Annotated in this window: 15 protein-coding genes and 1 tRNA gene; 15 read left to right on the plus strand and 1 reads right to left on the minus strand. The window is 59.3% G+C overall.

Annotation, left to right across the window (positions count from 1 at the left end; all coding sequences use genetic code 11):
- Positions 1-260 precede the first annotated feature (260 nt).
- The 14 genes from der to FY258_RS03755 all read left to right on the plus strand — a co-directional run bounded on the left by der (position 261) and on the right by FY258_RS03755 (position 11,950).
- A complete protein-coding gene (der, locus tag FY258_RS03690; protein ID WP_118103217.1) occupies positions 261-1,598 on the plus strand; it encodes a ribosome biogenesis GTPase Der in 1,338 nt (445 codons plus the stop codon).
- A 3-nt stretch (positions 1,599-1,601) separates the two neighbouring features.
- Positions 1,602-2,336, plus strand: a complete 735-nt coding sequence (plsY, locus tag FY258_RS03695) for a glycerol-3-phosphate 1-O-acyltransferase PlsY (RefSeq protein ID WP_182279401.1) — start codon at positions 1,602-1,604, stop codon at positions 2,334-2,336.
- Complete coding sequence (locus FY258_RS03700) at positions 2,329-3,345, plus strand: NAD(P)H-dependent glycerol-3-phosphate dehydrogenase (protein WP_182279402.1); 1,017 nt, start codon at positions 2,329-2,331, stop codon at positions 3,343-3,345. Before plsY ends, FY258_RS03700 begins: the two co-directional genes overlap by 8 nt.
- 58 nt (positions 3,346-3,403) lie before the next feature.
- Positions 3,404-4,084, plus strand: coding sequence for a ribulose-phosphate 3-epimerase (gene rpe, locus FY258_RS03705; protein WP_118103221.1), 681 nt, complete (start codon positions 3,404-3,406; stop codon positions 4,082-4,084).
- Between the two features lie 5 nt (positions 4,085-4,089).
- On the plus strand, positions 4,090-5,262 hold the full coding sequence (locus tag FY258_RS03710) for a cysteine desulfurase family protein (RefSeq protein WP_118103223.1): 1,173 nt from the start codon (positions 4,090-4,092) through the stop codon (positions 5,260-5,262).
- A complete protein-coding gene (locus FY258_RS03715; RefSeq protein WP_118103225.1) occupies positions 5,249-6,055 on the plus strand; it encodes a Nif3-like dinuclear metal center hexameric protein in 807 nt (268 codons plus the stop codon). Before FY258_RS03710 ends, FY258_RS03715 begins: the two co-directional genes overlap by 14 nt.
- Complete coding sequence (locus FY258_RS03720; protein ID WP_118103227.1) at positions 6,052-6,765, plus strand: zinc ribbon domain-containing protein; 714 nt, start codon at positions 6,052-6,054, stop codon at positions 6,763-6,765. The genes FY258_RS03715 and FY258_RS03720 overlap by 4 nt, the downstream gene beginning before the upstream one ends.
- A gap of 2 nt (positions 6,766-6,767) precedes the next feature.
- Entirely contained in the window at positions 6,768-7,952 is a 1,185-nt protein-coding gene (gene coaBC, locus FY258_RS03725; RefSeq protein WP_118103229.1) for a bifunctional phosphopantothenoylcysteine decarboxylase/phosphopantothenate--cysteine ligase CoaBC, read from the plus strand.
- A 59-nt stretch (positions 7,953-8,011) separates the two neighbouring features.
- Positions 8,012-8,088, plus strand: a tRNA-Pro gene (locus FY258_RS03730).
- Between the two features lie 114 nt (positions 8,089-8,202).
- A complete protein-coding gene (locus tag FY258_RS03735) occupies positions 8,203-8,946 on the plus strand; it encodes a CDP-alcohol phosphatidyltransferase family protein (RefSeq protein WP_118103231.1) in 744 nt (247 codons plus the stop codon).
- An 87-nt stretch (positions 8,947-9,033) separates the two neighbouring features.
- Complete coding sequence (locus tag FY258_RS03740; protein WP_118103233.1) at positions 9,034-9,444, plus strand: FHA domain-containing protein; 411 nt, start codon at positions 9,034-9,036, stop codon at positions 9,442-9,444.
- Positions 9,437-10,333, plus strand: coding sequence for a transcriptional regulator FtsR (gene ftsR, locus FY258_RS03745; protein WP_118103235.1), 897 nt, complete (start codon positions 9,437-9,439; stop codon positions 10,331-10,333). Before FY258_RS03740 ends, ftsR begins: the two co-directional genes overlap by 8 nt.
- A 51-nt stretch (positions 10,334-10,384) precedes the next feature.
- A complete protein-coding gene (locus FY258_RS03750; RefSeq protein ID WP_118103237.1) occupies positions 10,385-10,918 on the plus strand; it encodes an adenine phosphoribosyltransferase in 534 nt (177 codons plus the stop codon).
- A gap of 147 nt (positions 10,919-11,065) precedes the next feature.
- Entirely contained in the window at positions 11,066-11,950 is an 885-nt protein-coding gene (locus tag FY258_RS03755; protein ID WP_118103239.1) for a DegV family protein, read from the plus strand.
- A 191-nt stretch (positions 11,951-12,141) separates the two neighbouring features.
- Here FY258_RS03755 and FY258_RS03760 read toward each other — a convergent pair whose 3' ends face one another.
- Positions 12,142-13,083: an NAD(P)/FAD-dependent oxidoreductase gene (locus tag FY258_RS03760; protein ID WP_182279403.1), complete on the minus strand. Its 942-nt coding sequence runs from the start codon at positions 13,081-13,083 to the stop codon at positions 12,142-12,144.
- A gap of 173 nt (positions 13,084-13,256) precedes the next feature.
- On the opposite strand from FY258_RS03760, the gene FY258_RS03765 reads away from it, so the two are divergent.
- Positions 13,257-14,477, plus strand: a complete 1,221-nt coding sequence (locus FY258_RS03765; RefSeq protein WP_259324431.1) for an MGDG synthase family glycosyltransferase — start codon at positions 13,257-13,259, stop codon at positions 14,475-14,477.
- Positions 14,478-14,503: the final 26 nt, after the last annotated feature.

The following is a 14,503-nucleotide window of genomic DNA, read 5'->3' on the forward strand; positions in this document are numbered from 1 at the left end:
GGGCGGACATAATCTCTTCGGGTGTGGTTCGCTTCGCTCACAAAAACACCCTACGAGAATATGTCCACCCCTCGGACACCATCGGCGTTAGATCAGCGTTGAGCCCAGGGCTCCCTGTCGCGCACGGGCATATTTCCGTAAGGCGTTTTTGTGAGCGAAGCGAACCACGCCTGAAGGAATTATGCCCGTGCGCGACAGGGAGCAGAGGGTGCGTGCGGCATGCTAGAATTTCACCAACTGTGACTATCCAAGGAGAACCTATGTCTCGTCCTATCGTCGCGATCGTCGGCCGCCCCAACGTTGGCAAGTCGACGCTCGTCAATCGCATCGCGCAGACGTCCGATGCCATCGTTCATCAGAGCCGCGGCGTCACGCGCGACCGCAGCTACCATGTCGCCGACTGGAACGGCCGCGAGTTCATGCTCGTGGACACGGGTGGTATCGAGCCCATGAAGAGCGACGATGTCTTCGCCACGTCCATCCGCGACCAGGCCTTGGCTGCCGCCGAGGAAGCCGCGGTCATCCTGTTTGTGGTCGACGGCTCTGTCGGTGTCACCGAGGAGGATGAGAGCGTCGCCCGCATGGTGCGCAAGCTCAAGAAACCGACTTTCCTGCTCGTCAACAAGCTCGATAACCCCGCCCGCGAGAACGACAGCCTGTGGGAGTTCTACTCCCTGGGCGTGGGCGACCCCGTCGCCGTCTCCGCCCTGCACGGCCACGGCACCGGCGACCTGCTCGATGAGGTCGTCTCCCTGCTGCCCGAGGACGAGGGCGATGAGGACGATGAGCCCGATACGCTGCGCGTCGCCATCATCGGCCGACCGAACGCCGGCAAGTCCTCGCTCTTCAACAAGATGATCGGCAATGACCGCTCCATCGTGAGCAATATCGCGGGCACCACGCGCGACGCCATCGACACGGTTGTCGAGCGCGATGGCAAGCGCTATCGCATGGTCGATACCGCGGGCATCCGTAAAAAGAGCACGGTCTATGAGAACATCGAGTACTACTCCATGGTCCGAGGGCTCCGCGCCATCGATCGCGCGGACGTCGCGCTGCTCGTTGTCGACGCCTCCACGGGCGTGACCGAGCAGGACCAGAAGGTCGCCAATCTCGCCATCGAGCGTGGCTGCGCCCTAGTGGTTCTCCTCAACAAGTGGGATCTTCTCAAGGACGATTACGAGCGCGAGGCCGTCATGGAGACGGTCGATCGCCGCCTGACCATGGCGCCCTGGGCCGAGTATCTGCGCATTTCCGCCATGACCGGCCGCAGCGTCCACAAGATCTGGGACATGGTCGATGCCGCGGCCGAGCGTCGTGCGAGCCATATCACCACTTCTCAGCTGAACAAGCTCCTCACTGATATGCGTGAGTTTGGCCACACCGTCTCCGATGGCAAGCGCCGCCTCAAGATGCACTACGTCACGCAGACAGGCGAGAAGCCCCCGGCGTTCACGTTCTTCGTCAACCACACCGACTTGGTGACCGACAACTACAAGCGTTACATCGAGAACCGCATGCGCGCTACCTTCGATTTCAAGGGTACGCCGATCCGCCTGCGCTTCCGCGCCAAGAAGAGCGACAAGGACAAGGAGTAGAGGATGGACGGGATGGATCGCTTCCTCGCCCTTGCAGGCCCGGGGATGTTCGGAGCCTCTTGGTGGCCGCTGATTCTCACGTACATTCTCACATTCCTTGTTTGCGGTATTCCATTCGGCAAGATTTTCGCTCGGTTTTTTGGAAAGATCGACCTGCAAAAGGTCGGTTCGGGCAACATTGGGACCACTAACGCCTTGCGTGCGGGCGGTCCCAAAGTGGCCATCCCGACGCTTCTGTGCGATGTGCTCAAGGGCGTTTTCGGCGTCAATATCGTCCGTCTCGCCGTCGCGAACATGGCCCGCATCGAGCCCGTTGACGTGCTCGCCCTCAACGGTGGCGCCGGCATCGGCGACACCCTCCTGGCGATCGCGGGGCTTGTCTGCCTGTGTGGCCATATCTTTTCGCCCTATCTGCACTTCAAGGGAGGTAAAGGTATTGCGACGGGCGTTGGCGTGCTGTTTGGGCTTTCCTGGCCCTTCGCCTTACTGCATCTCGGGATTTTCATCGTGGTGGTGGCGTTCACGCGTCTCGTGTCGCTCGGTTCGATCATCACCGTCCTGGCCTTGCCCATCACGGTTCCCTTGTATTTTGCGGGCGATAGCCTGAGCTTCAAGGTGATTTTGTCCCTTCTCGGGCTGTTGATCGTTTGGGCTCACCGCTCCAACGTCAGGAAGCTCCTGAATGGCACGGAGTCTAAACTCTCTTTTTCTAAACGCGTCGATAAGATGGATGAGTAACATGCGCATCGCACTGATCGGTACCGGTTCGTGGGGCACGGCCATGGCCGGCCTCGTGGCCTCTCACGGGCACACCGTTGTTATGTGGTCCTACGACCCGGCCCCGGCGCACGAGATCAACGAGCTGCATACCAACAGCTGCTATCTCTCAGACTACACGCTGCCCCAAAACGTAAGCGCGACCTGCTCGCATGAGGAGGCGCTGGCCGGCGCAGATGCTGTGATTTTCGCCGTGCCCTCGTCGTTCTTGAGGGGTGTTGCCCGCGATTGCGCGCCCTACATCCCGGATGGTTTGCCGGTGCTTTGCCTGGCAAAGGGAATCGAGCTCGGCACCGGGCTGCTGATGAGCGACGTCATCGCCAGCGAAATCGGTCATCCCGAGCGCATCGCGGCGCTTTCAGGCCCCAATCACGCCGAGGAGATCTGCCATGGGGCACTTTCTGCCTCGACCATCGCTTGTGAGAGCATGGAGATCGGCGAGTTCTTCAAGGGCGTCACCTTCGGCCCGAACTTCCGCATCTACCTCTCGACCGATCTGGTTGGTGTTGAGCTTTGCGGTGCGATGAAGAACGTCATGGCCATCATCTGCGGCATCGCCGCCGGGTCGGGCATGGGCGACAACGCCCTTGCGCTCATCATGACCCGTGGACTGGCTGAGATGAGCCGTCTGGTCCATGCATGCGGCGGAGAGGCCATGACCTGCATGGGCCTGGCCGGCATGGGCGACCTGATCGTAACGTGCACCTCGCGCCATTCGCGTAACCGCTCCTTCGGTGAGGCGTTCGCCCGTGGTGAGACGCTTGAGGAGTACCAGGCGCGGCGTCGGATGGTCGTCGAGGGAGCAGCGGCCGCAAAGAGCGTCAGCGAACTCGCGCGCTCCAAGGGCGTCGACGTGCCATTTACCTTCGCGCTTGAGCAGCTCCTCTACGGCAGCATGACGCTCGAGGAGGCGCTCGACCAGCTTACCAGCCGAATGCCGGGTGAGGAGTTCTACGGTCTCGACGAGTAGCCGTTTCGCATCTTCAGCCTCCGTATAACCGCATATCAATCCGTTCGAAAGGAACGCCATGTCAGCTTCAATCCAGATTTCCCCTTCCATCCTCTCGGCCGATATGGCGAACCTCGCGCGCGACCTGACGCGCATCTCGAATGCGGACCTGATCCATGTCGACGTCATGGATGGTCACTTCGTGCCGAATCTGAGCTATGGCACGGCCATCGTAAAGGCATGCAAGAGCGCCACGGACATTCCGCTCGACGTCCACCTCATGGTTTCCAATCCCGACGATACGGTCGATTGGTACATCGACGCCGGCGCCGACCTCGTCACCGTCCACTATGAGGCCTCCACGCATCTGCATCGCACGGTCTCCCACATCAAGTCCCGCGGTTGCAAGGCCGGTGTGGTGCTCAATCCCGCCACTCCCGTGGATGTGCTCGAGGACATCCTCGATGAGCTCGATATGGTCCTGCTCATGAGCGTGAACCCTGGCTTTGGCGGACAGAAGTTCATCCCGCGTACGCTCGATAAGCTCCGCCGCCTGCGCGCCATGTGCGTTGAGCACGGCGTCGATCCGCTCATCGAAATCGATGGCGGTGTGGGCGCCGGCAACGCCGGGGAGCTCGGTGCCGCAGGTGCGACGGTTCTCGTGGCCGGTTCGGCCGTCTTCGGGGCTGAGGATCCGGCTCAGGCGGTCGAGGACATCCGCCAGGCCGGTACGCGCGGTCGAGCTTCCAAGGAAGCGTAGGCGAGATGTCTGACACGTATACCAATCTCGACTACGCAGCCTCGACGCCCATGAGGCCCGAGGCAATTCGCGCTCAGCTTGATTACGATGCTTCGGAAATCGCCGGGGCAAATCCCAACTCCCTGCACTCCCTCGGCCGTAAGGCTGCGCAGGTGCTCGAATCTTGTCGTAGGGTTGTCGCTCGCAGCTTCGGTTCGCGCGTGCGCGCCTCTGAGGTGATCTTTTGCGGTGGCGGAACCGAGGCCAACGTCTTGGCGCTCATCGGTCTTGCCGAGGCGGCTCGTGCGGCCGATCGCAGGCGCGACCGTGTTCTCGTTTCTGCGATCGAGCATGATTCGATCCTCGACAATCTCCCGCAGCTTCGCGCTCTCGGGTTCACGGTCGATACGGTCAAGCCCAACCGTCGAGGATATGTCGAACCTTCCGAGCTCGAAGCGCTCATGGGTCCCGATGTCGCGCTTGTGTCGATCATGTTCGCCAACAACGAGACCGGCGTCATCCAGCCCGTCCGAGCGCTTTCCGACGTGGCCCATGCCCATGGGGCCGTCTACCACGCCGACGCCGTCCAAGGTTGGCTGCATGTGCCCTTTGACGTTGCGGATCTCGGTGTCGACGCCCTCTCCATCGCCGGGCATAAGGTCGGCGGGCCGGTTGGCATCGGTGCCTTGTATCTCAAGGGTCGAACCCCGATTCGCCCACGTAGCCTCGGAGGTGGGCAGGAGCGCGGTCTCAGGCCCGGCACCCAAGATCTGCGCGCCATAGTCGGACTCGCCGCTGCCGTCGACGCCCTTTTGCCGCATGTGGCTGAGCACGTTTCTGAGCTCAGGCCTCTGGCCGATAACCTGTATGATCGACTCTGCTCGAATTCCAGCGTTCATGCCACGATGGGGGATTGGGCCGATTCCGATCGCCTCCCCGGCATCGTGAGCATTTACGTCGAGGGCATTGACTCCGAGGAGCTCATCTTGAAGCTCGACGGCCTTGGGTTCGCCGTTTCTGCGGCGAGCGCCTGCTCGAGTGGGAGCATGGATGCCAGCCATGTGCTGCGAGCTATGAGGATCCCTCGTGAGGATGCGCTCGGCTCCCTGCGCATTTCCTTCGACGATCGCGTCGACCCTGCGGCCCTCGACCGATTTGTCGAGGCCTTTTTCGAGGTGGTGCACGATGCTCGTCCGTGACCTTGAATCTTCCCTGCTCGCACGTTTCCCACGTGGTGATGCTGAGGCCTGGGACCATGTGGGTCTCTCCGTGGGCGATCCCGATGCCGAAGTACGCGGGGTGATGTGCTCTTTGGATGCCACCCTGGACTCGCTGCGCGCGGCGTGCTCCTTGGGTTGCAACGTGCTGTTGACGCATCACCCGGTTTACATCTCGGCTCCCGATAGCTTCTGCCCTTCCTCAGCAGAGCGCCCTTCGAGTTCTGCCGTCGTGTACGAGGCCGCCCGGCTCGGTGTGAGTGTCATCTCGCTTCACACCAACCTTGATCGCTCCCACGAGGCGAGGGCCTCACTTCCTGGGCTTCTCGGTATGGAGGCGCGATCTTCCCTCGAGCACCCAAGCGACCCGGATGCGACTGGTTTGGGAAGCCTGTGTACTTGTGACCCCATCACGCTCGGCGATCTTGCCGTTCGCCTGCGGTATTCGTTTGAGACGGTGCCGACCGTTTGGGGTGATTCCGGGATGACGGTCTCTCGACCGGCGTTTCTCGGCGGTAGCCTCGGTGATTTCGGTGAGCTCGCCGTGCGCGCGGGCGCCGATGTCGTGGTGACCGGAGAGGTGGGTTATCATCGCGCCCAGGACCTCTCTCTCAGGGGAATGGGGGTCGTGGCTTTGGGCCACGATCGTTCCGAGCAGCCGTTCTGCTCGATTTTGGCCGACGCCTGCGCCTCAATCGGCGTCCCGGCCGAACACGTATATGTCAATCCGCTGCCCACGCAATGGTGGGTGCCGACGCAAGGAGATTTCGCATGAGTCTTGGTTCCGATCTGATCAAGCTGCAGGAGACCGACCTCGAGCTTGCAAAGCTGGGAAAGCAGCTCGGCTCGCTGCCCATCATCGACGAGCTTGCCAAGAAGCGCGCGGCTCTCACCAAGCTCCGCGCCGAGGCCACGCGTCTGCTCGCCGTTCGCAAGGACGCGCAGATCGCCGTCGATGACCTCGATGAGGGCGAGCGCGCCTGTCATGAGGCCGTCGCCGCCGCTCAGGCCCGTCCCGTCGATCCGAGTGACTACCGTGCGATGCGAGATCTTGAGGAGGAGCTCTCCAATCTTGCCAAGCGCCTCGAGCGCATCGAGTTTGACCGTCCCGAGGCACGTGAGGCACTGGCCGCTGCTGAGGAGCGCGAGCGCAAGCTTGTCGACTACATCAAGCGCTTCGAAGCCGCCATCGTCGAGGATACGCGTGCCGCCCGTGATCAGGCCTCTGCCATTCAGACCGAGATCGACGAACTCTCCCTTCGTCGTAGCCATCTGTTCGGCCGCCTGCCCGAGGACGTTCAGGGGCTGTATGAGCGCTCCTCTAAGCGCTTCAAGGGCCTGTGCGTCGAGCGTATTCAGGGCAACGTCCCGACGGTCTGCCGCACCGCCCTCCAGCCCGCGTCTATGGATGCGTTGCGTCATGCGACCGATTATGCCGAGTGCCCGTATTGCCACCGCATCATCGTGGTCAACGAGCAGGAGTAGTCATGCCAAAGACCGTTCTCGTTTGCGTTACGGGATGCATCGCCGCGTATAAGTCGTGTGAGATCGTCCGTCTTCTCCAGAAGGCCGGCGTGCGCGTCAAGGTGTGCATGACCGAGCACGCGACCGCGTTCGTGGGCCCCACCACCTTTCGAGCGCTCACGCACGAGGAGGTTGCGATCGACCTGTTCGACAACCCCTCCGACCCGATTCACCATATCTCGCTTGCCAAAGAGCCCGACGCCGTGCTCGTGGCCCCAGCCACGGCCAACGTCATCGCCAAAATGGCCCACGGCCTTGCCGATGACCTGATGAGCACGACGCTGCTTGCGACGGATGCCCCCATCGTCGTGGCCCCCGCGATGAATGTGGGGATGTGGACGGCGGCCGCCACTCAGGAGAATGTCGCGACCCTCGCTGCCAGGGGCTGTGAGATCGTCTATCCCGCTACCGGTTACCTTGCCTGCGGTGACACCGGACAGGGCAAGCTCGCCGAAGTCGAGGCGATTGTGGACCGTACGCTTGCGGTGCTCGGGCGATCCGACATCCTTGCGGGCGAGCATATGCTCGTCACCGCCGGCGGTACGCGTGAGGCCATCGACCCCGTACGCTATATCGGCAATCGCTCTTCCGGGAAGATGGGTTACGCGCTTGCGCGCGCCGCACGGGACATGGGGGCCAGCGTCACTTTGGTGAGCGCCCCGACGGCCCTTCGGGCGCCTCAAGGTGTGCACGTCGTTCCCGTCGAGTCGGCTGCGGAGATGCATGCTGAGGTCGAGCGCGCTTTCGAAGAGGCCACCATGCTCGTTTGCGCCGCTGCGGTCGCGGATTATACCCCCGCCACCGTCGCCTCCGAAAAGCTCAGCAAGGCCGATGGCGAACTGACGTCGGTTCCGCTCGTCAAGACGCGCGATATCCTCGCGGACATGTCGTCCAAGAAGGGCGATCGCATCGTGATCGGCTTTGCCGCCGAGACGAACGACCTCTCTCGCCGCGCCGTCGACAAGCTCGCCCGCAAGGGCTGCGATGCCATCGTCGCCAACGATGTGTCGCGTTCGGAGTCCGCCTTCGGCTCAGACACGGATGCGGTTCTTTGGGTGACAGGGGAGGGGGCTGAGGAGATCCCCTGCATGGACAAGCAGGACCTTGCCTATGAGCTGCTGAAACGCGCCAAAGAACTAAAATCTTAAAACAGATGAAAAAAGTTCTTGCATCTGTTGGAACCTTTGGGTAAAGTAATTCCTTGCTTCGGGACGTAGCGCAGCTTGGTAGCGCACTTGCATGGGGCGCAAGGGGTCGCTGGTTCAAATCCAGTCGTCCCGACCACGGAGCATTAAGGGCGGCCATTTGGTCGCCCTTTTCCATTTTAAGGTTGTCGGCTTACGCGTTTCGTAAGCGGGTATCATGCCTCCAGTGTTTCATGTTCTAGGGGAGTAAGGCGTGGCCGCAGGCAAGATCAGGAAGAAGATCAAGAAGGAGCTCATCGGTACCTCCGATTATCCTTCCAATAAGATCTTCACCATCTCAAACTTCATCACCTTCACGCGCTTGATTCTCACGGGCGTTTTTCTGTACCTGTTCGTGACCGACCAAAACCGCTACGTCGCTCTCGCCATATACGCGATCGCGGCTTCTACCGATTGGCTCGACGGGCAGATCGCACGTATGACCAAGACCGTGAGTTGGTTGGGAAAGATGCTCGATCCCATTGTGGACCGCGCCTTGCTCTTCACCGGTGTCGTCGGCCTGGTTGCTCGCGGTGAGCTGCCGCTGTGGATCTGCCTCGCCATCGTCGGTCGCGATGTGTATCTGTTCCTTGGCAATTTTGTGGTTCGTCATTTCCATCGCAGGCCCATCGATGTCGTTTTCATCGGCAAGCTCGCCACCGCACTGCTGATGAGCGGTTTTACCTTGATGCTCCTCGGGATGCCGATGCTCGATGGCCTGGGCCTTGTCCCGGCCTCTGTTTCCTGGCTGCCCGGCATTAACGACGTGGCCGCCCCGCTGGGCATTTACTTCGTGTATGCAGGAGTTTTCTGCTCGCTAGCAACGGGTGGCGTCTATACCGTCAAGGGTATCGCCGCCATTCGCGCCGCGATTGCGCATCCCGAGGATGAGGACGATGATTTTCTCAACCCCGAGATCGATGATTCCGATGATGCCGAGGTCGTTGAGAACGCATAACGACACCGATATGCGAACTATTTGGGTTAGAATAAATTATTGATTGTACTTTCCGGGTTTATCCCGTTTTGCCGCTAGGGGGTTACCATGGCCAATGTCGAGCAGAATGAGACAACGCGCGTTTTTCGCATGCCGAGCAGCGATGCCACCGCGCCAGACCTCATGAAGAGCGCACCCCTCATCGTCCCGGTCCTTTCCATCATCAAGGGGCCGCAGACCGGCAATGTTTTTGAGCTGGATCAGCCCGAGGTCACCATCGGTCGCGATCCCTCCAACACGATCTTCCTCAACGACATGACCGTCTCCCGCAGCCATGCCAAGATTCTGCGCAACGCCGCCGGCGTTCTCATCGAGGATCTCGGCTCCCTCAATGGCACCTGGGTTGATGGCGCCATCGTCAACTCCGCGCCTCTGCACGACGGATCGTCCGTGCAGATCGGCACGTTCACGCTGATGTACCACGAGAGCACCGTGGAGCGCATCGAAACCGGTGAGTAGCTTGGCTGAGCGCAGCTACCTCAGCATCGGGCAGGTGGTCAACCTCCTGCGCGGAACGTACCCCGATCTCTCCAACTCAAAAATACGCTTCCTTGAGGACGAGGGGCTTATTACGCCCCATCGTACCCCTAAGGGCTATCGTCAGTACTCCAAGGCCGACGTTGACCGCCTCGAGGTCATTCTGCATCTTCAAAAGACGCGGTACATGCCCCTTTCCGCTATCAAGCAAAAGCTCGATAGCGCCTCGGACCTGTCCGCGCTCGCGTTCGAGGTCGGTCTCCTGGCAGATGCCCCCATGAAGGTTGCCTCTAAGGAGACTCGCCAGAAACTGCATCCCATTGAGGACGTTCCCGACATCCTCGGTGTCGATATCGCGTTTCTGCGCCAGCTTTCCGACAACGATCTCATCCGCATCATACGCAGCCCGCAGAACCGCGAGCTTATCGACGGCCGTGACTTCGAGATCATCCGCCACTGTGCCGAGCTTTCGCGCTTTCATATCGAGCCGCGCAATCTGCGTCAGTATGTGATTGCCGCCAATCGCGAGTCCGCGCTCTTCGAGCAGGTTCTCATCGGCATGCTCGGTTCCGATGACTCCGATGATGACCGTGAAGCTAAGCTCGACCGTGCTTTTAAAACGTTGCACGACCTCACCGATGGCGTCCGCACCGCCCTTCTACGCAACCGTGTATTCGAATCGCTTAACGCGGTCGTTGAAGATGCCGACGTCGATGCAATCGATGACGAGATCACCCGTGCGCAGCAGGCCGCTCAGAACCATGCGAGCCAGCAGTCTTACGCGACTGGGAATGAGCAGGCCGTGAGCGCTTTGGATGCGAGCGAGCTCGCAGCCCAACCGATTCGCGTCCTTCCCGTCGACGCCTCATAGCGCCGTACGTTGTGACAATCAAAGCCAAAACGAGTAGAAAGATGCGCTGACATGTCCGATTTTGACTTCGAGTCCTTCATCACCGACATTCCCGATTATCCCGAGCCCGGTGTTGTCTTTAAGGACATCACGCCCTTGTTCGCCGATGCCAACGCAATGCGTCAGACCGTTCTCGCGATCGCTGACCACTTCCGTGATGCGGGCATCACCAAGGTTGTCGGCCCCGAGGCTCGTGGCTTTATGATCGGCGTGCCCGTTGCCATGGAGCTCGGAGCTGGCTTCATTCCCGCTCGCAAGCCCGGCAAGCTGCCCCGTGAAACCTACTTCGTCAGCTACGAACTCGAGTATGGCTCCGATACGCTCGAGATTCATCGCGATGCGATCGAGTCCGGTGACCGTATCCTGATCGTCGACGACCTTATCGCCACGGGTGGTACTGCCGCAGCAACCGGCAAGCTCATCCAGGAGGTTGGGGGCGAGCTGGTCGGCTACGCTTGCATCCTCGAGCTCACGTTCCTGAATCCGCGCGACGTGCTTGCGACTTCGGGTGATCAGGAGCTGTTCAGCCTGGTCAAGGTCGGTTAACGCACACTTCCGACAGTTGTGGGGAGGAAAGGGAAGAGCCTTTCCTCCCCATTTTCATATGCACTGGGTTTCTACCCTTTCATCCTTAAATGGGTATTTCGGTAGGTATATACTCTGGTCGCGATAAATCGAGCGAAAGGAACCCTCATGACTTGGGCCATCATCGCTGACTCTAGTTGCAACCTGCGTGACTATACGCCTGCTGCCCCCAATTGCATCTATGCGTTCGCGCCGCTCACGCTTCACGTGGGAGGGGAGGAGTACCCCGATGACGCCGACTTGAATGTGAGCAAGCTTAACGAGCGTGTCCATTCGGAGGCAACAGCATCGAGCTCGGCATGCCCGAGCGCTGGCGAATGGGCGGATCTGTTCCGCCTGGCCGACAACGTCATCGTCGTGACGCTTTCCTCCAATCTTTCGGGGAGCTACGACTCTGCTCAAATGGGCCGCAATCTCGTTATGGATGAATATGCTCGCGAGCACGGCGGTCAAATTATGGGCAAAAACATCTACATCCTTGATTCTCGAGCCGCGGGTGCAAAACTTGAGATCATGGTCCGCCTTATCGATCGGTACCTTACGATGCATCCCGATACGATGTTCGACGAGGTCGTTTCGTATGCGAAGAGACTCGAGTCGAACAGCCAGGTGCAGTTCTCGCTGAGGAGCTTCGACAACCTTGTCAAGAATGGGCGCATGCCCAAGCTCGTCGGCGCGCTCGCAAGCGGCCTTTCCATTCGCATGCTTGGAACGGCAAGCGAGCAGGGCACTATCAAGGTGATTGCCCCGACGCGCGGCGATAAGAAGACGATTAAGAAAATCCTCGATGTCATGAGGTCGGACGGATATCGTGGCGGCATGGCGTATATCGATCATGTCGACAATGCCGAGGGCGCCGAGGAGCTGGGCCGCGCGATTGCATCCGAATGGCCTCAGGCCGAAGTCGAGATCCTTCCTTGTCGAGGCCTCTGTTCCTATTATGCTGAAGAGACTGGTTTGATCATCGGGTATGAGTGGAACGGCCTGAGTTAAGTAATCAACCGGCCTGCGCGCGCAAAATGATGGGTGCTCGCAGACCGGTTATCTTTCCCAATTCATACTTTACATAATATATATTATCAGGAATAAGTAATTCCTGATTGATGCTAATCCGTTAGTGACAGTCTCATATACTGCGAAAGACGCCCTCTGAGATTAGGCTATTTCAGAGGGCGTCTGCATCATCAGGCAGTTAGAGACTCGATGTAATGATATGCAGCTGTTGCCGCAATGGCACCGTCAGCAGCCGCTGTGACAACTTGTCGTAGCGACTTGGACCTCATGTCGCCTGCGCAATACAAACCCGGCGTCGTGGTGCCCATATGCTCGTCGGTCAGTACGCCGCCATCGGGGCCGAGTTCGGCCAAACCTGCAACGAGATTCGTGGCGGGATCGTGACCAACTGCAACAAAGACGCCGACGGATCCCTCGTCGTACGATTCGACGTGCGTTTTACCTGTGGCATTGTCTCGAAATGTGATGGTGTTGATAAACGTTGAGCCTGCAACTTCGATAATACTCGTTTGGTACCTAATGGAAATGTTGGGCTTAGCGGAGAGTCGATCGACCATTCCTCGAGGTGCGCGGAACACATCGCGACGGACGATGATCTCTACTTGATCGGCAAGATTCGATAGATAGAGCGCTTCCTCAACAGCGGAGTTGCCGCCACCGATGATGAACACGTGCTTGCCACGATAAAACATGCCGTCACACGTGGCGCAATACGATACGCCTCGACCTCTGTACGTCTCTTCACCCGAGAAGTTGCCGGGACGAGGCGTTGCTCCCGTGGCGACGATAACGCTTTTGGCCTCAATGGAATCCATGTCGGTTGTGATGGTGAATCCGCTTTCATGGCGTATAAGGGATTGAACTGAGCCGTAGGTCGATTGTGCGCCTGCGGATTCCGCGTGGGCCTTCATTTTCTGTCCGAGTTCGGCACCCGAGCATTGTTCGATTCCAGGATAGTTGTCAATCATATCGGATGTGGCAATTTGGCCACCGGGCATGCCCTGCTCGATGACAAGCGTATCAAGACTGGCACGGGCGGCGTACAAAGCAGCGGAGTAACCGGCGGGGCCTCCGCCGATGATCACAAGATCGCGTTGATTTGGCGTGGACATAAGAACCTCCATACGTCGTTTCTCTGCTCTTACCCGATAGCGGGGATCTGTTACACACGGGGTCGTACAATACCCTTATCGTCTTTGGGGGGTGCCTGATGCAAGATCGTACAGATTGTCCGTGCGAGACCGTTGCGGCTATGCCTGCGTCCATTCCTTCGGACGGCGAATCGATGCATAGGCCGACCATCGCGGTTGTGCATGCATCCGTCGGATCCGGTCATCGTGCAGCGGCAAATGCGATCGCCCAGGCCATTGAGCACCTTCGCGGTCTTGATGGTGTTCCGCAGGACGTTCAGGTCGACGTCCTCGATATTCTTGATTTCGGAAAAATCAAATTCGACGGCAATAAGACCGCCGCTGCGTTCACTGGGGCAACAAGGCCGCTCTATGACGTCACCTGGCGCTTCACACTGACGGGGCGACTTCTGTGGGGTGGCGGTTCCGCATGGTCGACTTTAATGTTCGACTCTTTCGATGAGTACGTTCAGAAAGCGCAACCCCTTGCCATCATCTGCACCCATATCACCGCCGCAAACGTGGCGGTGGGCGCCCGCATGCGCACCAAGATCGAATATCCCGTTGTCTGCGTTCCCACTGATTATGAAATCGAGGGATTTTGGCCACATAAGGAGGCCGATCTCTTCTGCGTGGCGACGGAGTTCATGGCTGAGACCCTACGTCCAAGAAAGGTTTCCGAGAGCGCCATCGAAGTTACGGGTATTCCGGTCCGGTCTGGCTTCGGCGATTCCGTTAGTCGCGATATGGTTCGCGAGCGTTTTGGCCTTCCTGCGGATAAAACGTTAGTGCTTGTTATGGCGGGCGCCGCTCTCCCCCAGCCTTACGTTCGTTTTAGGGCGGCAATTGAGGAGACCCTCCCCTATCTTCGAAGATTCGAGGACATGCACTTCATCTTCTTGCCGGGCAAGGATAAATCCTACGCCGATCATCTACGGTCGATTTTTTCGGGAATGAAACTTCCAAATGCGACGGTCATGGACTACGTCGACGATATGGCAGCTCTCATGCATGCCTGCGACCTGGCCATTCTTAAATCTGGTGGTCTTACGGTGACCGAATGTCTGTGCGCGGAGCTGCCGATGCTGCTGTTGGGCAAGGCCTATGGCCAAGAGAAGTCAAATACCGTCATGCTTACATCGTTTGGTGCCAGCATGCATGCTACGACTTCGCGTGAGCTTGTGATGCAGCTTACGCATCTACACGACAACAAGGAGGCTCTCCATGGGCTTCTGGTCAATGCCAGTGCGCTGAGGCGACCTGATGCCGCTGCCGACATCGTCCGTGCGACCATGCGCCTCGTCGGCGTTCCCTGTGAGCGTGAGAGGCATTTCGCCGAATTTTACTGGGGCGGGAAACCCGCCCACGCGCGATAGGCGCTTGCTTTTTTCTTTGTGTTACG

The sequence above is a fragment of the Collinsella intestinalis genome (assembly GCF_902364775.2).
In the GTDB taxonomy this organism is placed as follows: domain Bacteria; phylum Actinomycetota; class Coriobacteriia; order Coriobacteriales; family Coriobacteriaceae; genus Collinsella.